The 25,054-nt window shown below is 65.9% G+C and carries 21 protein-coding genes; 8 read left to right on the forward strand and 13 right to left on the reverse strand.

From position 1 onward, the window contains the following. Positions 1-283 precede the first annotated feature (283 nt). Positions 284-400 (forward strand): BrnA antitoxin family protein, encoded by a 117-nt coding sequence (locus U5O44_RS23040; RefSeq protein ID WP_416222211.1) that lies wholly within the window; start codon positions 284-286, stop codon positions 398-400. A gap of 18 nt (positions 401-418) precedes the next feature. On the opposite strand, the gene U5O44_RS11525 is transcribed toward U5O44_RS23040, so the two are convergent. The 7 genes from U5O44_RS11525 to U5O44_RS11555 form a co-directional block, all read right to left on the reverse strand. Beyond that, on the reverse strand, positions 419-610 hold the full coding sequence (locus U5O44_RS11525; protein WP_322588622.1) for a 2-hydroxymuconate tautomerase: 192 nt from the start codon (positions 608-610) through the stop codon (positions 419-421). A 27-nt stretch (positions 611-637) separates the two neighbouring features. After that, complete coding sequence (gene dmpG / locus U5O44_RS11530) at positions 638-1,690, reverse strand: 4-hydroxy-2-oxovalerate aldolase (protein ID WP_322588623.1); 1,053 nt, start codon at positions 1,688-1,690, stop codon at positions 638-640. A gap of 20 nt (positions 1,691-1,710) precedes the next feature. Next, positions 1,711-2,658: an acetaldehyde dehydrogenase (acetylating) gene (locus U5O44_RS11535; RefSeq protein ID WP_322588624.1), complete on the reverse strand. Its 948-nt coding sequence runs from the start codon at positions 2,656-2,658 to the stop codon at positions 1,711-1,713. Positions 2,659-2,673: 15 nt separating this feature from the next. Continuing rightward, positions 2,674-3,465, reverse strand: coding sequence for a 2-oxo-3-hexenedioate decarboxylase (gene dmpH / locus U5O44_RS11540; protein WP_322588625.1), 792 nt, complete (start codon positions 3,463-3,465; stop codon positions 2,674-2,676). A 20-nt stretch (positions 3,466-3,485) separates the two neighbouring features. Further along, on the reverse strand, positions 3,486-4,268 hold the full coding sequence (dmpE, locus tag U5O44_RS11545; protein ID WP_322588626.1) for a 2-oxopent-4-enoate hydratase: 783 nt from the start codon (positions 4,266-4,268) through the stop codon (positions 3,486-3,488). An 84-nt stretch (positions 4,269-4,352) separates the two neighbouring features. After that, on the reverse strand, positions 4,353-5,204 hold the full coding sequence (locus U5O44_RS11550; protein ID WP_322588627.1) for an alpha/beta fold hydrolase: 852 nt from the start codon (positions 5,202-5,204) through the stop codon (positions 4,353-4,355). 116 nt (positions 5,205-5,320) lie between these two features. Beyond that, on the reverse strand, positions 5,321-7,189 hold the full coding sequence (locus tag U5O44_RS11555; RefSeq protein ID WP_322588628.1) for a bifunctional metallophosphatase/5'-nucleotidase: 1,869 nt from the start codon (positions 7,187-7,189) through the stop codon (positions 5,321-5,323). 109 nt (positions 7,190-7,298) lie between these two features. On the opposite strand from U5O44_RS11555, the gene U5O44_RS11560 reads away from it, so the two are divergent. After that, on the forward strand, positions 7,299-8,186 hold the full coding sequence (locus tag U5O44_RS11560; protein ID WP_322588629.1) for a LysR family transcriptional regulator: 888 nt from the start codon (positions 7,299-7,301) through the stop codon (positions 8,184-8,186). A gap of 13 nt (positions 8,187-8,199) precedes the next feature. Here U5O44_RS11560 and U5O44_RS11565 read toward each other — a convergent pair whose 3' ends face one another. The 4 genes from U5O44_RS11565 to U5O44_RS11580 all read right to left on the reverse strand — a co-directional run bounded on the left by U5O44_RS11565 (position 8,200) and on the right by U5O44_RS11580 (position 12,916). Continuing rightward, positions 8,200-9,345 (reverse strand): helix-turn-helix domain-containing protein, encoded by a 1,146-nt coding sequence (locus U5O44_RS11565; RefSeq protein ID WP_322588630.1) that lies wholly within the window; start codon positions 9,343-9,345, stop codon positions 8,200-8,202. Continuing rightward, the gene (locus tag U5O44_RS11570) at positions 9,338-9,667 is read right to left on the reverse strand and encodes a type II toxin-antitoxin system RelE/ParE family toxin (RefSeq protein WP_322588631.1); all 330 of its coding nucleotides are present in this window, start codon (positions 9,665-9,667) and stop codon (positions 9,338-9,340) included. Before U5O44_RS11570 ends, U5O44_RS11565 begins: the two co-directional genes overlap by 8 nt. A 131-nt stretch (positions 9,668-9,798) precedes the next feature. Beyond that, complete coding sequence (locus U5O44_RS11575) at positions 9,799-12,060, reverse strand: dynamin family protein (RefSeq protein ID WP_322588632.1); 2,262 nt, start codon at positions 12,058-12,060, stop codon at positions 9,799-9,801. Between the two features lie 271 nt (positions 12,061-12,331). Beyond that, the gene (locus tag U5O44_RS11580; protein ID WP_322588633.1) at positions 12,332-12,916 is read right to left on the reverse strand and encodes a hypothetical protein; all 585 of its coding nucleotides are present in this window, start codon (positions 12,914-12,916) and stop codon (positions 12,332-12,334) included. Between the two features lie 345 nt (positions 12,917-13,261). Between U5O44_RS11580 and U5O44_RS11585 the strand changes: the two genes are divergently transcribed. From U5O44_RS11585 to U5O44_RS11600, 4 genes are all read left to right on the forward strand, one after another. Then, entirely contained in the window at positions 13,262-15,400 is a 2,139-nt protein-coding gene (locus U5O44_RS11585; protein WP_322588634.1) for a type I restriction-modification system subunit M, read from the forward strand. Further along, the gene (locus U5O44_RS11590; protein ID WP_322588635.1) at positions 15,397-16,623 is read left to right on the forward strand and encodes a restriction endonuclease subunit S; all 1,227 of its coding nucleotides are present in this window, start codon (positions 15,397-15,399) and stop codon (positions 16,621-16,623) included. The genes U5O44_RS11585 and U5O44_RS11590 overlap by 4 nt, the downstream gene beginning before the upstream one ends. Continuing rightward, complete coding sequence (locus tag U5O44_RS11595; protein ID WP_322588636.1) at positions 16,620-18,299, forward strand: ATP-binding protein; 1,680 nt, start codon at positions 16,620-16,622, stop codon at positions 18,297-18,299. The genes U5O44_RS11590 and U5O44_RS11595 overlap by 4 nt, the downstream gene beginning before the upstream one ends. Before the next feature lie 115 nt (positions 18,300-18,414). After that, positions 18,415-21,837: a type I restriction endonuclease subunit R gene (locus tag U5O44_RS11600; protein ID WP_322588637.1), complete on the forward strand. Its 3,423-nt coding sequence runs from the start codon at positions 18,415-18,417 to the stop codon at positions 21,835-21,837. Positions 21,838-21,847: 10 nt separating this feature from the next. On the opposite strand, the gene U5O44_RS11605 is transcribed toward U5O44_RS11600, so the two are convergent. Together U5O44_RS11605 and U5O44_RS11610 are read right to left on the reverse strand one after the other, a co-directional pair. Further along, a complete protein-coding gene (locus U5O44_RS11605) occupies positions 21,848-23,158 on the reverse strand; it encodes a tryptophan--tRNA ligase (RefSeq protein WP_322588638.1) in 1,311 nt (436 codons plus the stop codon). A gap of 75 nt (positions 23,159-23,233) precedes the next feature. Further along, entirely contained in the window at positions 23,234-24,205 is a 972-nt protein-coding gene (locus tag U5O44_RS11610) for an exopolyphosphatase (RefSeq protein ID WP_322588639.1), read from the reverse strand. A gap of 141 nt (positions 24,206-24,346) precedes the next feature. Here U5O44_RS11610 and U5O44_RS11615 point away from each other — a divergent pair, with 141 nt between their 5' ends. Together U5O44_RS11615 and U5O44_RS11620 are read left to right on the forward strand one after the other, a co-directional pair. Continuing rightward, on the forward strand, positions 24,347-24,613 hold the full coding sequence (locus U5O44_RS11615; RefSeq protein ID WP_322588640.1) for an antitoxin: 267 nt from the start codon (positions 24,347-24,349) through the stop codon (positions 24,611-24,613). Continuing rightward, entirely contained in the window at positions 24,610-25,014 is a 405-nt protein-coding gene (locus U5O44_RS11620) for a type II toxin-antitoxin system VapC family toxin (RefSeq protein WP_322588641.1), read from the forward strand. The genes U5O44_RS11615 and U5O44_RS11620 overlap by 4 nt, the downstream gene beginning before the upstream one ends. The last annotated feature ends 40 nt before the right edge of the window (positions 25,015-25,054 follow it).

A 25,054-nucleotide genomic window follows, 5' to 3' on the forward strand; every position in this document is an offset into this window, starting at 1 on the left:
CATCTCCCTGAGACAGGCCACGAAACATGAAGCACGCTACTTCATCTCGGAAATACAGCCCTGAGGAACTGCAAGCCATGCTGTCCCGGGCGCCGGAACAGGTCGAGCAGGACCAGGGGACCGACGCCTATGACCCGAACGACCCGGAGCAAGTGGTGTCGTTCTGGCGCAGTGCCACTGTCGTGCCGGCAGGCGGTGTGGCACTGCCGCCGTACAAGCCGTCCTGCAGGAGCGACGCCGACCCGGCCAGCGTGGTCCAGGCAAGCGACCTGCCAAGGAGTCGATCAACATCCGGCTTTCGCCGGACATCCTGCAGGCCTTCCGGGCGACCGGTGCTGGGTGGCAGGCGCGGCTGGATGGCGCCTTGCGCGACTGGTTGAAGACCCACAGTCCTCAGTGAACTGGGGATCTGCGACGTTCAGCGCCCCAGATCCTTCGCGCTGACCCCCGCGATGCCCCAGTTCTCCTTGGGCATGTCGTGGATCCAGACGCGGATGTTCTGCTTGGGCGCGTCGAGGGCCTCGACCAGCGCGGCGGTGACTTTCTCGATGACGGCGCGCTTTTGCTCCTCGGTGCGGCCTTCGAGAAGGTAGATCTGGGCGAATGGCATGGGGGGCTCCTTGGGTGGTTCCCGGGATCAGGCGGTGGTGGTGGCGCGCTGGCGGGCCATGGTGAGGGCGGTGTCCTCGATCATGTCTTCCTGCCCGCCGACCATGCCGCGCCGGCCCAGCTCGACCAGCAGCTCGCGCGCCGGGATGCCGTACTTCTTCTCCGCGCGCTTGGCGAAGAGCAAGAAGCTGCCGTAGACGCCGGCATAGCCCAGCGTCAGCGCGTCGCGGTCGATGCGGATCGGGAAGTCCATGATCGGCACGACGAGGTCTTCGGCCACGTCCTGGATCTTCCAGACGTCGACACCCGTCTCGATCCCCATGCGGTCACACACGGCCACCAGCACCTCCATCGGCGTGTTGCCCGCGCCTGCGCCTAGGCCGGCGGCGGCGGCGTCGATGCGGGTCGCGCCGGACTCGATCGCGGCGATCGAGTTGGCGATGCCCATGGCCATGTTGTGGTGGCCGTGGAAGCCGAGTTCGGTCTCGGGCTTGAGCGCGGCGCGCACCGCGCCGAGCCGCGCCTTCACGTCCTCCGGCAGCATGTAGCCGGCCGAGTCGGTGATGTAGAGGCAGTTGGCGCCGTAGCTCTCCATCAGCTTGGCCTGCTTGACCAGCCCTTCGGGCGAGTTCATGTGCGCCATCATCAGGAAGCCGACCGTGTCCATGCCGAGCTTGCGGGCGTAGGTGATGTGCTGCTCGGAGACATCGGCCTCGGTGCAGTGGGTCGCCACGCGGATCGTGCTGACGCCCAGGTCATGCGCCATCTGCAGGTGCTCGACGGTGCCGATGCCGGGCAGCAGCAGCGCCGACACCTTGGCCTGCTTCATCAGCGGGATCACGGCGCCGAGGTATTCCTCGTCGGTGTGGGCCGGGAAGCCGTAGTTGACGGACGAGCCACCCAGGCCATCGCCGTGGGTGACCTCGATCAGCGGCACGCCGGCGGCGTCCAGCCCGCAGGCGATCGACTTCATCTGGTCCAGCGTCATCAGGTGGCGCTTGGGGTGCATGCCGTCACGCAGGGTCATGTCGTGGACGGTGATCTTCTTGCCTTGCAGGCTCGACAGGGTGGGGGCGGTCATGGTGTGTTCTCCCTCAGCGTTCAGGCGGCGGTCGCGGCGGCAGCGACCACGGGCTTCAGCACCAGTTCGCCCTTGAGGATCTCCTCGGCGAACATTTCGGCGGTGCGGGCGGCGGCGGCGGTCATGATGTCGAGGTTGCCGGCGTACTTGGGCAGGTAGTCGCCCAGGCCTTCGACCTCCAGGTAGACCGAGACACGCTGGCCGTCGAACACCGGGCCGTTGACCAGCCGGTAGCCGGGCACGTACTTCTGTACCTCGGCCAGCATGGCGTGGACGGAGGCGGTGATGGCGGCCTGGTCCGGCTCGCCGGCGGCCGGATCGACCAGGCAATGCACCGTGTCGCGCATGATCAGCGGCGGCTCGGCCGGGTTGATGACGATGATCGCCTTGCCCTTCTTCGCGCCGCCGACCTTCTCCACCGCGCCTGCGGTCGTGCGGGTGAACTCGTCGATGTTCTTGCGCGTGCCGGGGCCGACCGAGCGGCTGGACACGGTGGCGACGATCTCGCCGTAGGCGACCGGCTGCACGCGGCTGACCGCAGCGACCATCGGGATCGTCGCCTGCCCGCCGCAGGTGACCATGTTGACGTTCATCTCGCCGGAGCCGACGTGGGCCTTCAGGTTGACCGGCGGCACGCAGTACGGCCCGATCGCCGCCGGCGTCAGGTCGATCATCAGCGCGCCTTCGGCGTTGACCTTGCGCGAGTTCTCGGCGTGGACATAGGCGCTGGTGGCGTCGAAGACGATCTGCACGCCGTCGGCCCGCATGTGGGGAATCAGGCCGTCCACGCCGTCCGAGGTGGTCTTGATGCCCATCTCGCGTGCGCGCTTGAGGCCGTCGGATTCGGGGTCGATGCCGACCATCCACACAGGTTCGAGCACGGGGCTGCGCTGCAGCTTGGCGAGCAGGTCGGTGCCGATGTTGCCGGGACCGATCAGGGCGCACTTGATCTTGCGGTTCTGTGTCATGGGGAGCTTTCGGGGTTATTCGACAAAGCGCATCGACACGCTGCCCAGATCCTGGAAGCGCACGTTCACGCTGTCGCCGGCCTTGACCGCGATGGCTTCCGTGACGCCGCCAGTCATGATGAAGGTGCCGGCGGGGATCTCCTGGCCGCGGGCGCCGAGGTGGTTGGCCATCATCGCGACGGCCGCCGCCGGGTGGCCGAGCACCGCCGCGCCGGCCGCCATCGAGACGATCTGGCCGTTCTTCTCCAGCACCACGCCGAGCGTGCGCAGGTCCAGTTCCTCGACATTGCGCGAGCGCCCGCCGATCACGAAGCGCGAGGCCGAGGTGTTGTCGGCGATGACGCTCTTGAGGTCGAACTTGAAGTCGCGGTAGCGGCTGTCGATGATCTCCACCGCTGGCAGCACGAAGTCGATGGCCGCCATCACCGTGCCGACATGGCAGCCAGGGCCCTTGAGCGGTGCCTTGGTGACGATGCAGATCTCGGCTTCCACCTTCGGGTGGATCAGCTCGGACATCTTGATCTCGCCGCCGTCCGGGCGCGCCATGTAGTCGCTGACGAAGCCGAAGCAGGGCGATTCCACGCCCATCTGCTTCATCTTGGCGAACGAGGTCAGCCCGGCCTTCAGGCCGACTGTTCGGTTGCCACGCGCTTCCTTGCGGCGGCGGATCTCGTCCTGGATGGCGTAGGCGTCTTCCCAGTCCATCTGGGGGTAGTCGTCTGTGATCTTGGTGATGTCGCGGGCGTTCAGCTCGGCGGCCTCGACGTGGAGGGCGAGCAGTTCGATGGTCTGGCGGTCGAGTTGCATGGTGGGGATTCCGCTCGGGTTCAGATGAAGCGCACCGAGGTGCTGCCCAGGCCGCCGACGCTGGCGTGCAGGCTGTCGCCGGCCTTGACCGGCACCAGCGGCGACTGCGACCCCGACAGGATCACGTCCCCGGCCTTGAGCGAGATGCCCAGCCGGCCCAGCGTGTTGGCGAGCCACGCCACCGCGTTCACTGGCGAGCCCTGCACCGAGGCGCCGCAGGAGGTGCTGATGATTTCGCCGTTCTTCTCCAGCACCATGCCGGCCAGCGCCAGGTCGAGGTCGCGCGGGCTGCGCCGCGTGCCGCCGAGCGTCAGCACGCCGCACGAGGCGTTGTCCGCCACGGTGTCCTGGATCTTGATCTTCCAGTCGCGGATGCGCGAATCGACGATCTCGAAACACGGCATCACGCAGTCGGTGGCGCGCAGCACGTCCGCCGCCGTCACGCCCGGCCCGGTCAGGTCGCGCGCCAGGATGAACGCCACCTCGGCCTCGGCCTTGGGCGCGATCATCTTGGACGTGTCCACCGGCTCGCCTTCGTTGAACACCATGCCCGAGAGCAGGTGGCCGAAGTCGGGCTGGTTCACGCCGAGCATGTCCATCACCACCTTGCTCGTCACGCCGATCTTCTTGCCGACGACGATCTCGCCAGCGTCCAGGCGGCGCTGGATCATGCGGAGCTGGATCTGGTAGGCGTCGTCGATCGTGATGCCGGGCTCGCGGTTGGTCAGCGGCTCGACGGGGATGCGGCTGAGCAGCGAGGCGTACAGCTCGTCGCCGTAGCGTTCGATCGTCTGGGTGTCCATCATGGCGTCAGGTACTCGGTCGGGTTGACATCCGCTCGTCATGCCCGCGCAGGCGGGCACCCACGAGGGGCAGAAGCGGTGGGTTCAGCGGGCCGTGGCGCGGGCGTCGGCTTCGGCGAGGAAGTGCGAGACCAGTTGCGCGAAGCGGGCGCTGTGCTCGATCTGCGTCCAGTGGCCGCAGTGGCCGAAGACGTGGAGCTGGCTGTTCGGGATCCAGTCCGCCAGCGTCAGCGAGTTCGACAGCGGGATCACCTGGTCCTCGCGGCCGTGCACCACCAGCGTCTCGTGGGGCAGCGCGCGGATGGCGGCTTCCGGGCTGGCCATCGCGTCGACCCAGCGCTGGCGCGGCGCCGGGAACATCGCCGAGAACGATTCCTGGAAGCCGGGCCGGATGCTGGCCTGGTAGCGCAGCTCGGCCAGCTCGTCCGTGACCAGCGCGCGGCTGTAGGCGAAGATGTCCAGCAGCCCGCGCATCGTCTCGAACGACGGCTCGTAGCCCCACACCGCGTCCAGCCCCGGCGTGATCTCGAACGGCACGCCGACTGAGCCCATCAGCACCAGCCGCCGCACCCGCTCAGGCGCCCGGATGGCCAGCGCCAGCGACAGCGCGCCGCCGAAGGAGTTGCCGATCAGATCGACCTGTGGCACCTCCAGTGCGTCGAGCAGGTCGAGCGCCTGCTGCACCCAGGTGTCCATCAGGTAGGCGGTGCCGTCCGGGCGGTCGGTGTAGCCGAAGCCGACCATGTCAGGGGCGATCACGCGGCGCTGCTGTGCAAGCACCGGCATCACCAGCCGCCAGTTCGCCCACGCCGACACGCCCGGCCCGGAGCCGTGGATCAGCAGCACGGGTGGCTGGCCCTCGGCGGCGCTGCCGAGGTCGTGGACGTTGGTGGTGAAGGGGCCGGTGCGGACGCGGTGGCCGAGTTCGGGATTCATGGGGAGTGCCTTCTCGGGGTCGGTGACCATGACCGCCACGATAGGCACCCCCTTCAATACTGTCCAATACTGAATATGGACAGCTCAATACCTTGGTAGTATTGAGAATGGCGCCATCAGGGCAGCGCCACGCCTGCTGCGCTGATCACCTTCTGGTGCGAGTAGTCCGCTGCCAGCGGACGCGACACCGTGCCGCCGCGCGCGACCAGCCAGTCGGCGAAGGTCTGCGTGTAGAGCAGGTAGGTGTTGACGTAGCGGCCTTCCGCATAGACCTTGCCGAAGGTGGTGTAGCCGTCCTTGCCCGTGGCAGCGAAGTCATGGGTCACCACGGTGTAGGTCTTGGCCAGGTCGATGGGCGACCAGACGCCGGTGGTGCGGTCCTTCACCTGCACGTTGCTGAAGCGGCTGCCGCGCGCCTTGCTCAGGTCCAGGTCCCAGCGCAGGCCGGCCGCGTAGGGGTGCGAGCCGTCGGACGAGGCGTTGTCGCGGTAGTTGGCGACCGCGTCTTCGAGCGACTGCACCATCTCGGCGCCGGTCAGGTCCAGCTCGACCAGCACGTTGGAGAAGGGCAGCACGGTGAACGCGGTGTTCATCGTCAGCGTGCCGGCGCTGATGGGGGTGCGCACGCCGCCAGCATTCTGCAGCGCGAAGTGGGCGCGCTTGCTGGCGGCCAGGAAGGCTTCGGCCACCACCTGTGCGGCGTCGCTGCCGCGGGCCAGCGTGTTGGCGGTCTCGCAGCCGGCGATGCCGCCGGAGCGGTTGGTGGTCTCGCCGGGCATGCGCACCAGGCAGAGCGATTCGGTCGCGGTGCCGATGACCTTGGCCTTCTGGGCCTCGACCTGCACGGTGTAGCCGGCCAGCACGCCCGCAGCGACGGTGTCGGGGGGCGTCACCTTGATGCGCGGATCGGTGGCCAGCTTGGCGGTCAGCGCGACCTTGGTCGCGTCATCGACCGCGACGAAGGTGCCGGCGGTGTTCTTGCGCTTGAAGCTGTCGCCGATCACCACCGAGGCGTTGCCCGCGCAGCTCGCGACCGCGCCCTGGGTGTCGAACTTGACGTTCATCAGGCTGAACACCTTGCTGTATTCCCACGACTGCCCGATGCAGACCGTGCCGCCGTCCTTGTTCTTCAGCACCGTCGGGTAGGCGCCCGAGCTGCTCAGGCCGAAGCTGGTGAAGTCGCCCAGCAGCGTGTGCGAGTCACCGCCGATGATGACGTCCACATCGGTCAGCGCCGCCGCCAGTTTCTTGTCGTTGTCGTAGCCCTGGTGGGTCAGCAGCACGATGTGCTTGATGCCCTGGCCCTTGAGTTCGTCTATGTACTTCTGTGCCGTGGTCGTCTCGTCGAGGAACTGGGTGCCGGCCAGCGGACGCGAGGAGGCCTTGGTCTTGCCGGCGACGTCGATGCCGATGATGCCGACCTTCACGCCGTCATAGGTCTTGATGAGGTAGGGCTTGTGGACTGGCGTGCCGGACGGCGCCAGCGGGGAGCCGGCTTCCGGCACGACGTTGGCGGAGACGATGGCCGTCTGGCAGTCGGCCGTGTAGAGCTGGTCGAGGAAGTTCTTCAGCACGCCGTCGCCGTCGTCGAACTCGTGGTTGCCGTAGCCGAAGGCGTCGAAGCAGACCGTGTTCATCATCCGGGCGTCGGCCTCGCCCTTGAAGAAGGTGTAATACAGCGTGCCGGTCACCGCGTCACCCGCGTGCAGCTTGAGCAGGTTCTTCTTCTCGGCGGTAGCCTGCTTGAACAGCGTGGTCTGACGCGCGAATCCGCCCAGATCGACCTGCGTGGCCACGCCGTCCAGCGTCAGCTCCACACCCGGGATGGCCTCCAGCTGCGAGTGCTGGTCGTTGATGTGGGCGATGTTGAGTTCCAGCGCGGCGTAGGTGGGGGCGCTCGGGGCCTCGTCGGTCGAGCCGCAGGCGCTCAGGGTGGCAACGGCCGCAGCGATGGCTGCAACGCGGAAGTGGCTGGCAAACTTCATGGGCGCGTTCCTCAGGTCTCAGGTTGTGAAAAAGAATGCGTATTCTTCACATAGCTTCACGTACTAATGTGAATTTATTGTCAGTATTTGCATCCTCGCGGAGCCACCGATGGACCTCAGACAGATGCGCTACTTCCTCGCCGTCGCCGAGGAGCGCCACCTCGGCCGCGCCGCCGAGCGCCTGCACATGGCGCAACCCCCACTGACCCGCCAGATCCACGCGCTGGAGGCAGAACTGGGCGCGCCGCTGTTCACCCGCACGCCCAAGGGCATGGAGCTGACCGAGGCGGGGCAGACGCTGCTGGACGAGGTGCCGAACCTGCTGGCGCTGGCGCAGCGGGCCCGCGAGCGCACGCGGGCGGCCGGGCGGGGTGAGACCGGGCGGCTGGATGTGGGGTTGTTCGGCTCGGGCGTGCTGGACGTGATCCCGCGGCTGCTGGCGCGTTTCCACGCCGAGCGGCCGGACGTGAAGATCGTGCTGCACACGATGACCAAGGCCGAGCAGCTCGACGCGCTGCGCGAGCGCCGCATCAGCGTCGGCTTCAACCGGCTGGTGCCGCCGGAGCCGGATCTGGTGATCGAGACGGTGCTGCGCGAGCAGATGCGGGTGGCCTTGCCCGAGGGACACCCGCTGTGCGCGCAGGCGGCGGTGCGCCTGCCGGACCTGCAGGGCGAGCCGATGATCCTCTACCCGAACCTGCCGCTGCCCGGGTTGGCGCAGCAGGTGATGCAGGCCTTCGCACAGGAAGGCACGCCGCTGCAGATCGAGCAGGAGGTCGAGGACGTGCTGACCGCCATCGCGCTGGTGGCGGGTGGCTTCGGCGCCTGTGTCACGACGGCGAGCAGCGAGAGCCTGCGGCTGCCGGGGGTGGTCTATCGGCCGCTGGACTGCGCGTTTCTGCGGGACATCGAGCTGAGCTGCATCCACCGGCGCGGGGATGTGTCGCCGGTGCTGGGGGCGTTTCTGGCGGTGGTGCGGGGGTCAGGGGCGAGATAGGGCCTTTGAGCATTCAGCTTCGCGGCTCTGCTGGGGGTGTAAAAGCAAAACTGACCTTCAGATCATTCATCCAAGTCATGTCGAGGTGTCCGTCAAACTGAAGCCGGCCCACCACGATGCCTGGATGAATGCCGATCCGGTTCGCAAAACCTGTCACGGCGGCCTTGGACTTCGGCAGTGAATGCAGGGCTTCGGCATGCTCTGGCGGGATCAGGAAATCCCGTGCCCAGGCGTTGGCCTGTTGTTCCTCCACGGAGTTGCTGCCCGCAGTTCCGGGATCGTCTAGAAAAACAGCTTTCTTTTCCTGGCTGTGAAGCAGCACATGCGCGGCTTCGTGGAAAAAAGTGAACCAGAATTTGTCGTTGGTCTTGCCGTACAGCGACAACTGGATCAGCGGCCGATGCGGGTTGAGCCAACGCGCCACACCCGCCACATGGGCACGGGGCAAAGCTGGGATTAGCACGAGCACGACCCCCGCCGCATGCAGCAGCTGTCGCAGTTGTGGCTCGAACTCCTGCGGTGCCTGTGTTGTCAACGGTCGGATGGCTTGCAGCGCGGATCTGAATCTGCCTTCGTCGTAGCGCGGGCCGTCCAGCTTTTCGGCCGTACGCTCACCCATGCGCAACCACGCCGAAATGGCGCCAATGTCCGATTGATCTGGCCGGCTTCGCCGGAAAGACAGCTCCATGCAGCCATAGTTGGACTGCCATTGCTGCGCAGAAGCTACGCCGAAGAAGGTCAACACTTCGGCCACGAGCGAGGGTTTTGATTTCGCATCAATGCGCCGCTTGGGCAGAACATTCAGGCGCATCATTTCTCGCAGGGGGAAATTGTCGAGCCACCCGACCATCGTGGCGTGTTGGTTGGTCGCTTCCAGTAGTGCCGCCCGCTCGCGGTAGCGCGCTTCGCGCTGGAGCCAGAAGCCCACAGGTACCTCCAGCACATGCTGAAGCCGAATCGCCGCCTCCTCTGTCAGCGGCACCTTGCCATTGATGAGGTGGCTCACATGCTTGGCCGTGTAGCCTAGCCGGGCGGCCAGTTGCTGTTGTGTCCAGTCGCGCTCCTCGATCAGGTCAAGGATGGTGTCACCCGGCGGAGACACCCAGTCGGGCGTGAACGGTGCGCCAGTGTCGGTGTCGGTTGCAGCCAGTTCAGTCATGGTAGTCACCGATGTATTCAATCAAGACGATGGTCACGAGGGACCAGTCGATAGCGTTGTCCGCCTTGCGGGGGACGGGATCGTTCGCAGGTCCAAAGACCAGCCGCCAACCCCCAGTCAGGTCCAGCGCGAACTGGCCTTCACGGTCCCCGGTCAGTGGATGCGGTCTACCGGCTTGCAGGTCCGTGACGCAGGTGGCGGCGTCCAGGTCGCTCAGCCGAGTTCTGAGCTTCCTTGCGCATGCCGCGCCCAATTTCTTGTCCGCTACGCCCTGCTTTTCGCAGATCTCGCGCAGCTTCTTGTCCTTGAATGTGATGTTCAAGAACGCTCCCTCAAGAAGGTCGATTTTATGAGTCTTTACCTATCAGGTAAAAATTTATTGCGCCGCACAGGCCCTGCAATTGGGCGATTCGCCTCCGTCCCGTGGACCGGAAAGCGAAAATTCTGTGCCGATCACGTCAAGTCTGGCACCGAATCCAGAATCTGCCTGATCTCCGGCGCAATCGCCGCTTCGTCCAGATCCAGCGTGACGTTCTGGGCCACCAGCTCTGCCTGACCCTGCGTGGCCGCAGCCAGCTCGTCGAACAGTCGGTTGATCAAGGCTTCCAGGCCAGTCAGGGCTTCGGTCAGATCCTGCTGGATCGTCTCGAAGATGATCGGGGCGGTCTGCTGCGCTGTGGTCGCGAGGTGCTCAAGCATCCGGCCCTTGACGCCGCGGCCGGACTCCCGCGAGGCCCTCTCATACGCTGGCAGCATGTGCTCCTTGGCCGCGTTGGACATGCCATAGGCCAGCGTCCGGCGCCGGTCGTTGACCTCACCCGTCACGCGCCGGGCGCTTTCCTGCTTCTCGAACTTCACACGCTTGCGGAATGCTGCCAACTGCTGCTGGACCAAAGCGGGCGACTTGCCACCCGAGGCTTGCGCCAGCTTGCCCGCCCTGAAGCAGAACTCCGCCGCCGCGTGGGTCAGCAGCAGCGCCAGCTCGTCGCGGATGGCGCCGAGTTCCGTGGTGAAGTAGTGTTCCCAGGCCACCGGCAGGTGGTCGATCAGCGGGTCAGTCACGTCCCCGTTCAGGTCGTAGACCCGCCCGTTCGACGGACTCTTGTACAGGCCATCCCGCGCCACGATGGCGCGCAGGGTCGCCCAGTGGATCTGCTGCCAACCCTGGCAGGTGCGGCGCACGCCCCGCACGCTGTCGCGGAACAGTGGATCCATGCGACCAATGAAGGCAGTGCGCTTCTCGTCGAGCTGCATCTGGGCGATGCCGAGGGCTTCTTGGCTGCGCTCGACCAGACGGGTCACTTCCTCCTGCAGGGCCGCGCGGGCACGGGTCACCGCAGGAGACCCTTGCGCCGCGCGCGAACGAAAAAAGAGCGCCATTTCATCCCGCAGGTGCTCGACCCGCTTCAGTGCCGTCCGCCCGGTCAGCCCCTGTCCTGCCTCGTCCGCCAGGGTGCGCAGGTGGTTGAGCACGTCGGGAATGCCGGTTTCGTCGCTGTGGTCCAGGCCGTAGTCCCGGCGGCCGGGGCCGATCTTGTTGATCCGGTTGTAGGCCGCCGAGCTGACAGTGAAGATGGGCGCCTGGCGTGCTAGGTCGTTCATCTGCCGGGCCGTGTCCGCGTATTCGCCGATGCCCACGAGGTCGCCCACCATGTCTTCCAGTTGCTTGCGCGCGTTGCCGATCGCGTGCTGCTGGTAGGTCTGGATCAGCTCCGACAGCTCGCAGTCCTCGGGCAAGCCGAATTGCTCGGCCGCCGCCGTGTCGATGTCGTCTGCCTTGGTGCCGATGAGCGACAGCGCCCGATAGCTGCCACTGAGTACCAGCGAGCGCAGCAGCTTCTCCTTGTGCAGCAAGGTCTGGATGTCCTGCGTCAGCCCACGCACCATTGGGAACATCAGCCACACGAATGGCGCGCTGCGCAGGAACTCGCGGGTGACTTCGACGCGGGCCTCGTTCGGATCGTTCGTGCCGGGCAGGTCCACCAGTTCGATGCCCCCGCGCAGGCAGTCATAGGGGCCGGTGATCGTGACCTGCTTGACCAGCGGCCACAGCGCACTGTCACCGTGGATGAAGGTCTTCAGGTGGGCCTGCATCGCCTTGGCATCGTCGAAGGTACGACTGTCCTTGCCAGACCCAGACAGTACCTGTTCGACGCTGGGCGGCAGTGTCAGACGGTGCAGATCAGGCATGGGCATTTCGTCTGGCAGCTTGTTGCCCAAGACGGCTTCGATGCGTTTGCGCATGGCATTGAGCATCCGCTTCATCACGCCTTCTCCGTCGCCTTCGTCCTCCCCTGGTGCGATGGCCTGAAGGAAGCGGTCGATGTCGGCTGCCCACTCGGCGCGAGAGGCGAAATCGACCTCAATCCGATAGGCGGGGTCGGCGTGGTGTCGAACGAGCGTGACAAAGGCGGTCACCGGTGCCATGACACCGACCGGCAGCACTTGCTGGCCGAGCAACGCATTGAGGAAGGTCGATTTGCCGGCGCCAGTGGTGCCGACCATAGCGATCCGTACGGACTGCGGGCGGTGCAGGATGGCCCGGATCGACTGCAACTCTGCCTGCCAGCGTTGCCACTCGGACGGAGCCTGAGTCAAGGCGACGTGTTTGACGCGGGCCTCCATCCAGGTGCTCAGCGCTGTCAATGAGGCATGGGCACGCAGCACTGGATCGCTCGCACGCGCGTGCGCTGGTGTCGTTGCAGGTTCAGTCATCAAAACAGTCGCCATCCCTTGTGCCTCTCGATACTGCCCGGCAGATGCTGGTATTTTCAGATCGAGAAGATCCTAATTCAGGACGACGGGAGCCTGTCCACCGAGCTGATTCGTTCGGGTGGATCCGCAGAGAAGCGAGGCGAATTCGTGACAATCCACCTGATGCTCGCCAACCGATCTGAGCGGTTCTCTGCCGGCTCACTCCCAGTCCGGGCGGATCGAGGCGGTGTCTGCGCCATTGCGGCGTGTCTGATCAGAACCGCAGAACCGATCACTCGATCACGATCCGGTCGATCCACCGCACCCCCGCCGCCACATCGTCCCGCAGCGCCGGGTGGTATGGCGGCTTGTCGGTCTGCGCCGGGGGCGCGCTGATGCGGTTCAGGTCGATCGACTGCGGCCGCCCGACCAGCCCGGTGTCCGTGCGCTCCAGCTTGTAGTAGAGCCCGTTCCACAGCTTGGCGCCGAATTCCTTGGGCAGCTTGAACAGGAACAGCAGGTGGTGTTCCAGCCACGCCAGGTTGGTCGGTGTCACCGTGCCCGGGTTCGGATACGGGTAGGGCACATGGCAGTTCACCTCGCCGCCGCCTTCGACGCACTTGAACTCCTTCATCGACAGGAAGTGGTCGGTGAACTTCGTGTGGTCCATGTGGACGGCGAAGGCGACCGTGCCGTCCGGGCGGGGCGTGAAGTCCACGGTGCCGAGCGGCAGGCGCTGCTGGTCGCGGGTGAGGGCGACCAGTGCCTTGGTGCCCTGCAGCTCCCAGGCGCTGGCGATGGCCGGGGACAGCAGCGCCGCCGTCAGCGTGGTGGTCAGCAGCAGAGTGCGGGCCGTGGGGAGGCGGGTTGCGCGCATCGTGTCTCCTCGGTCGCGCGGGGGTGCGCGAAGCCGGGTCAGCGTAGCACTTCAGGCGGCGCCGGTGTCGCTCGGGGCAAGCACACGCAGGCGGGGTGGCCGCGGGTTCGACCGCATGCGCCGCCCACAGGCCCAGCATCACGCCGGACGACAGTGCGAACAGGGCAAAGCCGGGCGAGGTCTCGAGCGAACGGCCAGACCGTGCGCGCCGTGTCCTGGCCGCTGGCGTCGCGGTAGGTCAGGTGCAGCTTGTGCCTGCAGCGTGGCGATGTCGCGGTAGAGCGTGCGCAGGCGTTCGGAGCGAGACATGGCGGGCGATTGTGGCCGCGTCGATAAAATCGATCGATGACCGCCCATGCTTTTGACCACATCGCCCAGATCGAATCCACGCTGTGGGAGGCCGCTGACCAGCTCCGCGCCAACTCCAAGCTGACCAGCAGCGAATATTGCATGCCGGTGCTGGGGGTGATCTTCCTGCGCCACGCCAGCAACCGCCACGCCGCGGCCTTGCACGCCATCACGGCCGATCAGGCGGCGGGAAAGATGCCGCAGCGGGCTCTGATCGCCGCGGATTTCATCAAGCGCCGTGCGCTGATGCTGCCCGACACGGCGCGGTACGAGCACCTGCTGAACCTGCCATCGAGTGCCTCGCTGGGGCGGGCGCTGGTCGAGGCCATGAACGCCGTGGAGGCTAGCTTCGAGCCTCTGGCCGGGCAGTTGCCCAAAGACTACGAGCGGTTCGAGAACAAGCTGCTGGAAGACCTGCTGCGGGCCTTCGATTCCGAGGCGCTGCGCCAGGCGACGGGGGATGTGTTCGGCCGGATCTACGAATACTTCCTGATGAAGTTCGCGATGCAGGGCGCGCAGGACAACGGGGAGTTCTTCACCCCGCCGTCGCTGGTGCAGACGATCGTCAACATCATCGAGCCGGACCATGGGGTGGTGGCCGATCTGGCCTGCGGGTCGGGCGGGATGTTCGTGCAGTCGAGCCACTTCATCGAGCACGAGGGGCTGGACACGATGAAGCGGGTCACCTTCTACGGGCAGGAGAAGACGGCCACCACGATCCGGCTGGCCAAGATGAACCTGGCGGTGCATGGGCTGGAAGGGCACATCGCGGAGGCCAACACCTTCTATGACGACGTGCATCGGCTGCAGGATGGCAAGCCGCTGTGGGGGAACTGCGATTTCCTGATGGCCAATCCGCCGTTCAACGTGGACATGGTCGATGCGGAGCGGATCAAGACCGATCGGCGGCTGACCTTCGGGCTGCCGGGGGTGAACAAGGACAAGCAGGTCTCGAACGGCAATTACCTGTGGATCTCGTATTTCCACAGCTACCTGTCGGCGAAGGGGCGGGCCGGGTTCGTGATGTCGTCGCAGGCCAGCAGTGCGGGGCATGGCGAGAAGGAGGTGCGGCGCAAGCTGGTGGAGACGGGCGACGTGGACGTGATGGTCGCTATTCGCTCGAACTTCTTCTACACGCGCACGGTGCCGTGCGAGCTGTGGCATTTCGACCGGGCCAAGCCCGAGGCGCGGCGGGATCAGGTGCTGATGCTCGATGCGCGGCAGGTCTACCGCAAGGTCACGCGCAAGATCTACGACTTCTCGCCCGAGCAGCAGGCGAACCTGAGCGCGATCGTCTGGCTGTACCGGGGGCAGTCGGGGCAATTTCTGGGGCTGGTGAAGGATTACGTGGCGCGGCTGGCTGGGGAGGCGGGGGCGATCGGGCCGGCGCTGGTGGCGTTCGAGACGGGGCTTTCGGCGGGGCGGCTGCCGTTGGACGGGTTGGTCAAGAGCTTGGCCGATCTGGGCCTCGTGGCCGAGGCGCGCCAGCCGTTGACCGCGGCGTTGCAGGAATGGGCGGCGGCGGCCACGGCGTATGCAGCGGATCGGGCTGCGCTGGTGAGCGGCTTGACGGCGTTCTGTGCGCCGCTGGCGGTGGACGGTGGTTTGCCGCAGACCAACACTGCGCAGCACCAGACCCGCAAGGCGTTCCAGCCGCTGGCGGACGCGGCGCGGGGGCTGGTCAAGCAGATCGACCTGCTGGGCAAGCTCGCGGCGCGGGCGGGGCAACTGGCGCAGGCGCTGACGGCCGAGGCGCCGGCGGCTGACTACTTCGACCGGCGCGGCACAGCCCGGCTGTTCAAGGCGATCGACGAGCAGCGCACGCGGGCGGTCGAGCAGCTCAAGGCTGCGGCTTACGTGCATCGCCAGATCGCGTGGCTGCATGAGCGGTTCCCCGAGGCGGTGATGCGAGATGTGCCGGGGCTGTGCAAGGTGGTCACCCGCGCCGAAATCGAAGCCGCCGACTGGAGCCTGACGCCCGGCCGCTTCGTCGGTGTCGCTCCGGCCGAGGTGGATGAAGACTTCGATTTCGAGCAGACCCTGCGTGATTTGCATGTCGAGCTGGCGGACCTGAACCGCGAGGCGGTGGGGCTGGCGGCGAAGATTCAGGCGAACTTTGAGGGGCTGGGGGTATGAGTACCTGGGAGAAGTATCGACTAGGTGATATCGCTGATCTTTCCCTTGGGAAAATGCTTGACGAAAAGAAAAATCGTGGAGATATGTTCCCTTATCTTGCCAACGTGAATGTCAGGTGGGGGATTTTTGAACTCGAAAATCTCCGGGAAATGCGGTTTGAACCCAAGGACATGGAGCGTTTTGGGGTTATTTCCGGTGACATAGTCATGTGCGAGGGTGGCGAGCCAGGGCGCTGCGCAATTTGGAATGATGCGGTGCCTGGAATGATGTTGCAGAAGGCCCTGCACCGTATTCGACCTAAAATCGGATTTAATTATCAGTTCTTGTTTTATAGTTTTCTTTACTTGGGTAAGACTGATGGTTTTTCCCATTTGCTTACAGGCGCAACGATTAAGCATCTTCCATTGCAGAGTCTTGCCAAGTTGGAAGTAAAAGCGCCACCTCTCGCGATTCAAGAACGTATTGCTGAAAGCCTTTCTTCCTACGACGACCTCATCGAAAACAACCGCCGCCGCATGACCCTGCTGGAGCAATCGGCGCGGCTGCTCTACGAAGAATGGTTCGTGCGCCTGCGGTTTCCGGGGCATGAGCACACGCGGATCGTGGAGGGTGTGCCGGAGGGATGGCACAAGGTACCGCTTGGAAAGATTGTCGGCAAGATCGGCAGTGGATTTACTCCTCGCGGAGGGGATGCGGCTTATTTGCCAGAAGGCACTCCTCTGATTCGTAGTCTGAACGTCTATGATGATCAATTCCAAGATGATGGTTTGGCTTTTATCAGCGATGAGCAAGCCTTGTCGCTGGCGGGTGTGACCGTTGAATCGAAGGATATTCTCCTGAACATTACTGGGGCATCAGTAGCTCGCTGCTGCATGGCACCAGAACGCTACTTGCCTGCCCGTGTTAACCAGCACGTGATGATCATTCGTGTTGATCGAGAAAAGGCGGACCCATTTTTTGTTCACAAAGCCATCAACAGCGACGAACGCAAGCGACAGCTACTGAGCTTTGCCCAAAAAGGATCGACCAGAGAGGCGCTGACCAAAGAAATGGTCTCAAAATTTGAAATAGTTGTGCCGCCGGTTGGATTGATGCGGCAGTTTGGGGGAGTCGCTTCGCAAGTTTTCCAGCAAAGAGAAACATTGGCGTTGCAAAACCAGAAACTCCGCGCTGCCCGCGATCTGCTGCTGCCGCGCCTGATGAGCGGAGAACTGGTCGCATGACCCGCGAAGATCAGCACACCGACCTGAAGTCGTTGCGCACCATCACCGGCAAGACAGCCGACTGGGACGAGCTGGCGAAGGACGCCGTGGCGTTTGCCAATGGCGCGGGCGGGCGGTTGCTGATCGGGATCGAGGACGGCGAGGCGCTGCCTCCACCAGGCCAGAAGGTGCCGCCCACACTGCCCGAGCGGCTGCGCAAGCGCCTGGGCGAGCTGACCATCAACGTGCAGGCGCGGCCCGCCGTGCGCCGCGCCGACAACGGCGGCGAGTTCATCGAGCTGACCATCGACCGCGCCCACAGCGTCGCCTCGACCTGCGACGGGCGCTATTTCCTGCGCATCAGCGACACCTGCCAGCCCATCCTCGGCGACGACGTGCTGCGCCTCGCCAACGAGCGCCCCGGCCGCCCCTGGGAGACGATGGACAGCGGCGTCCCCCGCAGCGCCGCCGACCCTGCCCAGCGCGCCCGCTTCGTCGAAGGCATCCGCGCTGCCGACCGCGTGAAAGCCTCCGTCAAGGAAAAGAGCGCCGACGAACTGCTGACCCACTACGCGCTCGCCCAAGGCCCGACGCTGACCCGCCTGGGTGTCCTGCTGCTCGGCACCACCGCCGACCGCCGCGCCCTGGGCACCGCCCCGCAGATCCAGGCCATCAAGTACGACGAGCGGGCCGAGAAGATCAACAAGTGGGTCTGGGACGACCACGCCCTGTCGCCCGTCGAACTCGTCGATGCCATCTGGCGCGAGATCCCCGATTTCCGCGAACACTACGAAATCGCCGAAGGGCTGTACCGCCGCAGCGTGCCGGCCTACGACGAGAAGGTGGTGCGCGAGCTGCTGGTCAATGCACTGGTCCACCGCCCCTACACCCAGCAGGGCGACATCTACCTCAACCTGCACCCCGACCGCCTGGAAGTGGTCAACCCGGGCCGTCTGCCGCTCGGCGTGACCCCTCGCAACATCCTCCACGCCAGCCGCCGCCGCAACGACGCGCTGGCCCGCGTGTTCCACGACCTCGGCTTGATGGAGCGCGAGGGCAGCGGCTTCGACCTGATCTACGACCGCCTGCTGTCCCAGGGTCGCCCCGCGCCGCTGCCCGAAGAGGGTGCCGATTGGGTGCGCATCACCATCCAGCGCCGCATCGCCAAGCCCGAGGTGATGCGGCTGCTGACCGAGGCCGACGCACGCTTCCAGTTGACGCAGCGCGAGCGCATCACGCTGGGCGTGCTGGCGCAGACTGAAGGCATGACCGCACGCAGCCTGCGCACCCTGCTGGACACGCAGGACGGCGGCGCCGATGACCTCACCCTCTGGCTCGGTCGCCTGCAGACGCTGGCACTGGTCCGCACCACCGGACGCACGCAGGGCACGCGCTACTTCGTCGATCCGGCGCTGTTGCACGGCGCGGCGTTGACCGTGCCGACGACGCTGACCCGCATCGAGCCGCACCGGCTGATGGCGTTGATCTTGGAAGACCTGTCCCGCTACCCCGGCGCGTCCAGCACCGACGTGAACCAGCGCATCGGCCCCGAGATTTCGACCAAGGCAATCAAGCGGATGCTCGATGACCTGGCCGCTGCAGGCCGCGTCACCCATGAAGGCGAACGCCGCTGGCGCCGCTACCGACTCGCGGACGCGGAGCCTCCTAAAGGACAAGACAGGTCGAATCAGGCGTGAAGACTTGGCTCACCGAGCCAACAGGATTCATAACCTGTTGATTTAAAAGAAAAAACATAAAAGACAATTCAAGACAATCAATGCATTTGTCTTTTATGAACAGGGGGAAGAAGTCATGGCCTATACCGACATCAACAGCGAGGACCGCCTCGTCCAGGACACCTTCGCGAAGCACCTGGAAACCGCGCTCGGCTGGGACAGCGTCTACGCCTGGAACACCGAGACCTTCGGCCCGGACGGCACGCTGGGCCGCAGCGACGAGCGCGAGGTGGTGCTGGTGCGCGACCTGCGCGCCGCCCTCGTCCGGCTCAACCCCGGCCTGCCCGCCGCAGCGATCGAGTCAGCCGTCACCCAGCTCAAGCACCACGACCACACCCGCTCGCTGGGACAGCACAACCAGCGCTTTCATCGCCTGATGCGTGATGGCGTGCCCGTCAGCTACCGCGACGAACAAGGCCACCAGCGCCAGGCCCAGGCCACCGTGATCGACTTCCGCCAGCCTGCCAGCAACCGCTTCCTGGCCGTGCGTGAACTCAAGATCACCGGCCTGCGTGCGCCGAACTACCACCGCCGCGCTGACCTTGTGTGCTTTGTCAACGGCCTGCCCCTGGTGTTCATCGAGTTGAAGGCGGTCTACAAGAACATCCGCACCGCCTTCGACGGCAACCTGCGCGACTACCTCGACGAGAACGTCATCGCCCATGCGTTTCACCACAACGCCTTCCTGATCGTCAGCAATGGCGACAACGCCCGCTACGGCTCGATCACCAGTACCTGGGAACACTTCGGCGAATGGAAGCGCCTGCGCGAGGACGAGCCGGGCAGTGTCGCGGCCGAGGTGCTGCTCAACGGCATGCTGGACAAGGTGCGGCTGCTCGACATCGTCGAGAACTTCATCCTCTTCGATGCCAGCCGGGCCGGGGCGGTGCGCAAGGTGGTGGCGCGCAACCATCAACTGCTGGGCGTCAACGAGGCCGTGGACGCCGTCGTCCGGCAGGAAGCCCTCAAGCGCCAGTTCCCGAAGGACGCGCGGCTGAAATACCGCGTGATCGAACGGCCGGCACCCACTGCACGGCACCGGAAAGCCGCGAACGAGGACCAGGCCGCAGTCGCCCTGATCGCCGCCGAGCCGACCGCTCCCTATGCTGACACCGTGCAGACCCTCCCGCTGATCGAGCGCGCCCACCCGGACCTCGGCCGCCTCGGCGTCGTCTGGCACACCCAGGGCAGCGGCAAGTCGTACTCGATGGCCTTCTTTGCCGAGAAGGTGCGCCGCACGGTACCGGGCAACTTCACCTTCGTGCTGATGACCGACCGCGACGACCTCGATGGCCAGATCTACAAGACCTTCGTCGGCTGCGGCGTCGCCGACGAGCAGACACCACGGGCGAAGGACGGCAAGGCGCTGAAACAACTGCTCGGCCAGAACCACCGCTACGTCTTCAGCCTGATCCACAAGTTCAACCAGCCGGTGAAGCCGGGTCAGCCGTACAGTGACCGTGACGACATCATCGTCATCTCCGACGAGGCGCATCGCACCCAGGCCGGCAAGCTGGCGCGCAACATGCGACTGGCGCTGCCCAACGCGGCCTTCATCGGCTTCACCGGCACACCGCTGTTCAAGCAGGACGAGCTGACCCGGCGCATCTTCGGTGGCTATGTCTCGCGCTACGACTTCCAGCGTAGCGAGCAGGACGGCGCTACCGTCAAGCTGGTCTACGAGAACCGGGGCGAGAAGCTGGGGTTGGAAAAGCTCGACCTGAATGACCGGATCGCGGCGGCAGTGGACGCCGCCGACCTTGACGCCGACGAGACCGCGCTGCTGGAAAAGCTGCTCGGGCGGGACTACGAGGTCATCACCGCCGACCGGCGCCTCGAACGCATCGCCACCGACTTCGTCGAGCACTGCAGCACGCGCTGGGAGGCTGGCAAGGCGATGCTGGTGTGCATCGACAAGATCACCTGCGCCCGAATGCTCAAGATGATCGAGCCGGCGTGGCGCGCCAAGGCGGCGGCTGTGCGAACGCAGGCCGAAGCGATGCGTGCCGACATCGCCCGGGCACCGGACGACGAGACCCGCCAGCGCCTATTCGCCCAGCGCGACCGCCTGCTAGCCAAGTCGCAGTGGCTCGACGAGACGGTGATCGAGATGGTCATCAGCGAGGCGCAGAACGAGGTGGCGGACTTCCGCCGATGGGACTTCGACATCGTCCCGCACCGCGCCCGCCTGAAGCAGGGCTTCGAGACCCCGGATGGACGGCGGCTCGACGTGGAGTCCGCGTTCAAGGATCCGAAGCACCGCTTCCGCGTCGCCATCGTCTGCGCCATGTGGCTGACCGGATTCGATGTCGAATGCCTGTCCACGCTCTACATCGACAAGCCCCTGCGCGCCCACACGCTGATGCAGGCCATCGCCCGCGCCAACCGCGTCTACCCGGGCAAGGATTTCGGGCTGATCGTGGACTACAACGGGATGCTGAAGAGCCTGCGCGCTGCGCTAGCGCAATACGCGCTCGGTGAGGGCGGTGGTGATGCAGAGATCGTCGCTCCGCTGGAAGACCGGGTCGCGGCACTGGAGGATGCGCTGAACGCGACGGAGGCCCATCTGCGTGGACTGGGGTTCGAGCCGAAGGAGTTGCTCGGGTCAACAGGGTTCCCGCGCATCACCCTGTTGAACGCGGCAGTGGAGGCGGTCTATACCAGCGATGAATCGAAGCGGCGTTTCGAGATCCTGGCGCGGGTGGTGTTCGGCCGGTTCAAGGCACTGCTGGTGGAGCCGGCCGCACTCGCCTACGCGGAGCGCCACGACCATCTGGAGGCGATCCGCAAGAAGCTCGCCGAGCGCCGCGACATGGCCGATGTCACCGGATTGCTCAAGGCACTGCACCGCATCGTCAACCAGGCCATCGAGACCAAGGGTGCGGGTGACGACCAGGCAGCAGGGCTGACCATCGACCTGACCCAGATCGACATGGCCAAGCTGCGCGACGAGTTCACCGGCAAGGTCCGGCGCAAGGCCACCGTCTTGCAGGACATCCGTGAGGTGGTGGAGCAGCGGCTGGCCCAGATGCTGGCCTGCAACCCGCTGCGCATGAACTACGAAAAGAAGTACCAGGAAGTCATCGCCGCCTACAACCAGGACAAGGACCGCGCCACGGTGGAAGATACCTTTGCCCGGTTGCTCGACCTGGCCGGTCAGCTCGACGCGGAGCAGTCTCGTGCGGTTCGGGAAGGACTCAGCGAGGAGCAGCTTGCCCTGTTCGACTTGCTGCAGCGCGATGACCTGTCCCTGGCAGCACGCGAGCGGGTCAAGCAGGCCAGTCAGTCACTGCTGGCGGGGGTGCAGGCGGTGGTGATGCCGCTGGACCACTGGACCGAGAAGGAGCAGACCCAGGCAGAGGTAGAGACCTGGATCCTCGATCAGGTGTACTTGGCGCTGCCAGAGCCGCCCTATACCGCGCAAGACAAGCAACTCGCTGCGGCACGGGTCTATCGGCATGTCTGGCAGCAGGGGGCGAGGGACGCCCGCGCCAGTTGAGCCAGCAGGATCAATCCGCCGCGGCGATCAGCTCCGCCAGCGCCTGCGCGACATCCTCCGCCGACACCCCTTCACCCAGCGCCACGGGCGCCTCCGGCATGGCCACCGCCCCTTCCGTCTTCAGCCGCTTCACCCAGTTCCCCGCATCGCGCCCGCCGGCAAACGCCTGGCTCTGCAGCAGTACGCGCCCGTCCGCCGCAGCGAGCTTGAAGTAGAACTGGCCGTCCACGTCGCGGTACTGCTTGAACGTGGGCACCGCGGCTTTGTCCGCTTTTGGCGTGACCGTGGCGGCCACGGGTGCGGCCGCCATGCGCCGCAGGCCCACGGCTTCACGCAGCCGTTGCAGCAGCGGCGCAGCTTCGGCGCGGGCCTTGGCGGCGCCCGCCATCAGGATCGCCTCCAGCTCGGCCGGCTGGGCGATCAATGCTTCGTAGCGTGCCCGCATCGGCGCGAGTTCGCCGTTGATCAGCTCGAACAGCCGCTGCTTGGCCTCGCCCCAGCCCAGCCCGTCGCGCAGCGCGTCGCGGAAGGCGGCGTTCTGCGCGGCGGTGCCGAAGGCGTCGTGCAGCGTGACCAGCGCCGAGCCCTCCGGGTCTTTCGGCTCGCCCGGCAGCTTCGAGTCGGTGACGATGCGTGCGATCGCGTCCTTCAGCGCCTTCGCGCCGCCCTCGAACAGCGGGATCGTGTTGTCGTAGCTCTTGCTCATCTTGCGGCCGTCGAGGCCGGGCAGCAGCGCCATCTCGGCCTCGATCACCGCCTCCGGCAGCACGAAGAAGTCGCGTCCACCGCCGTAGAGGTGGTTGAAGCGCTGCGCCACGTCGCGCGCCATCTCGATGTGCTGGATCTGGTCACGGCCGACCGGGATCTGGTGCGCGTTGAACATCAGGATGTCGGCGGCCATCAGGATCGGGTAGCTGAACAGGCCCATCGTGATGCCGGCGTCGATGTCTTCGCCCGCCGCGAGGTTCGCGTCCGCGGCGGCCTTGTAGGCGTGGGCGCGGTTCATCTGGCCCTTGGCGGTGACGCAGGTCAGCAGCCACGTCAGCTCGGGGATCTCGGGGATGTCGCTCTGGCGGTAGAGCGTGACGCGCTCGGGATCCAGCCCGGCGGCCAGCCACGTCGCCGCCAGCTCCAGCCGCGAGCGCTCGATGCGCGCCGGGTCGTCGCACTTGATGAGAGCGTGGTAGTCGGCGAGGAAGAAGAAGCTCTCGACATCGGTGCGGCGGCTCGCGATCACGCAAGGGCGGATGGCGCCGACGTAGTTGCCGAGGTGGGGGGTGCCGGTGGTGGTGATGCCGGTCAGGACGCGGGTGGTGGGCATGGAAGGTGAGGCTGCTGCCGAATCGTCGATCGCGTGATTGTCGCGGGATCGGCGCGTCGGCGGCCGCCCCGCCCTTCAGGCCGCCTGCTTCAGCCCCGCCGCTGCCCGGCTGCGCCCCAGGATCTCGTCGCACAGGGTCTGCTTGAGCGCGTCGGCCTGCTCGTTCGCGCCCTGGCAGGTGCCGGCGGCGTGGTGGCCGCCGCCGCCGTGTTCGAGCATCAGCGCGCCGATGTCCATGCGGTTGCGCCGGCCGAAGATGGACTTGCCCACCGTGTAGACGGTATTCATCTTCTCGCGGCCCCACATGACGTGCATCGAGATGTCGCACTGCGGGAACATCGCGTAGACCACGAAGCGGTTGCCGGCGTAGATGGTTTCCTCATGGCGCAGGTCGAGCACCACGAGGTGGTCCTGCACCTGCGCGACGCGGCGGATCTGCTCGCGGAACAGGGTGTGCTGCGCAAAGAACAGCTCGACGCGCTCGCGCACGTCCGGCAGCGCCAGGATCTCGTCGATCGGCATGTCGCGGCAGCACTCGATCAGCTTCATCATCAGCTGGTAGTTCGAGATGCGGAACTCGCGGAAGCGGCCCAGCCCGGTGCGCGCGTCCATCAGGAACGACAGCAGCTCCCAGCCCTTCGGTTCGAGCACGTCGTCGATGCTGAAGCCGGCGGAGTCGGCCTTGTCCACGGCGGCCATCATCTCGTCGCTGACGCGGGGGAAGCGCGCCTTGCCGCCGAAGTGGTCGTACACGACGCGGGCGGCCGACTTGGCGTCGGTCTGGAGCACGTAGCCGGCGGTGGGGCGGCCCTGGTTGCGGATCGCTTCGCTGGCGTGGTGGTCGAAGCACAGGCCGCAGCCCGGCACATACGGCACGTTGGTCAGGATGTCCCGCTCGGTCACGGCGACCTTGCCGTCCTGCACGTCCTTGGGGTGGACGAAGGTGATGTCGTCGATCATGTCCAGCTCGCGCAGCAGCACGGCACAGACCAGACCATCCATGTCGCTGCGGGTCAGCAGGCGGTACTTTTGCGGGGCAGAGGGCATGTCAGGGGCTCCGGAGTCAAGTGGATGGCTGACATATCGGCGTGTGCCGGGGGCGCTTGACACGACAAGCGGCATGGGTCGGGTTTGTGGGTATAGTTCAAGGCCTATACCATTCATTGCGATTGCCACCGCCGTTGCTCCATGAAAACCGCCTCCCTGTTCATGAACGGCCGCAGCCAGGCCGTGCGGCTGCCCGCCGAGTTCCGCTTCGAGGGCAAGCAGGTCTATGTCTCCCGCGACCCGCGCACGGGCAACGTCATCCTGTCGGCACAGCCTCCGGCTTCCCCCTGGAAGGACTTCATGGCGTTGCGTGATGCGCCGGGTGGTTCGGAGGGCGTGGACACGTGGCTGGCGGATCGAGACCAGGGGTCGCAGACCCGTGATCCCTTCGCGGGTTGGGTCGAATGACACGCTACCTGCTGGACACCAATGCCGTGAGTGCCGCGCTGCGCGGAGCGCCGGGCATCGATCAGCGCCTGTTGGCGCTGGACGCGGACGACTGGTGCATTTCAGCGGTCACCCATTCCGAGTTGCGCTACGGGCTGGCGCTGCGGCCCGAGGCGCTCCGGCTGGCGCGGATGGTGGAGGCGTTTCTGCAGACGGCCACCACTGCGCCTTGGGACGCTGCGGCGGCCGAGGTGCATGGACGGCTGCGGGCCGCATTGCGGCAGCGGGGCACCCCGATCGGGGACTTCGACGAGATGATCGCGGCCCATGCGCTGGCGCTGGGGGCCGTGCTGGTGACCGACAACGTGCGGCATTTCGAGCAGGTGCCGGGGCTGGTGATCGAGAACTGGCAACGGGCGTGACGAACCCGCGCCGCCCTGTCGCCCTGCGGCCAGGCGGCCC

The sequence above is a fragment of the Sphaerotilus sp. genome (assembly GCF_034519685.1).
Classification (GTDB): Bacteria; Pseudomonadota; Gammaproteobacteria; order Burkholderiales; family Burkholderiaceae_C; genus Sphaerotilus.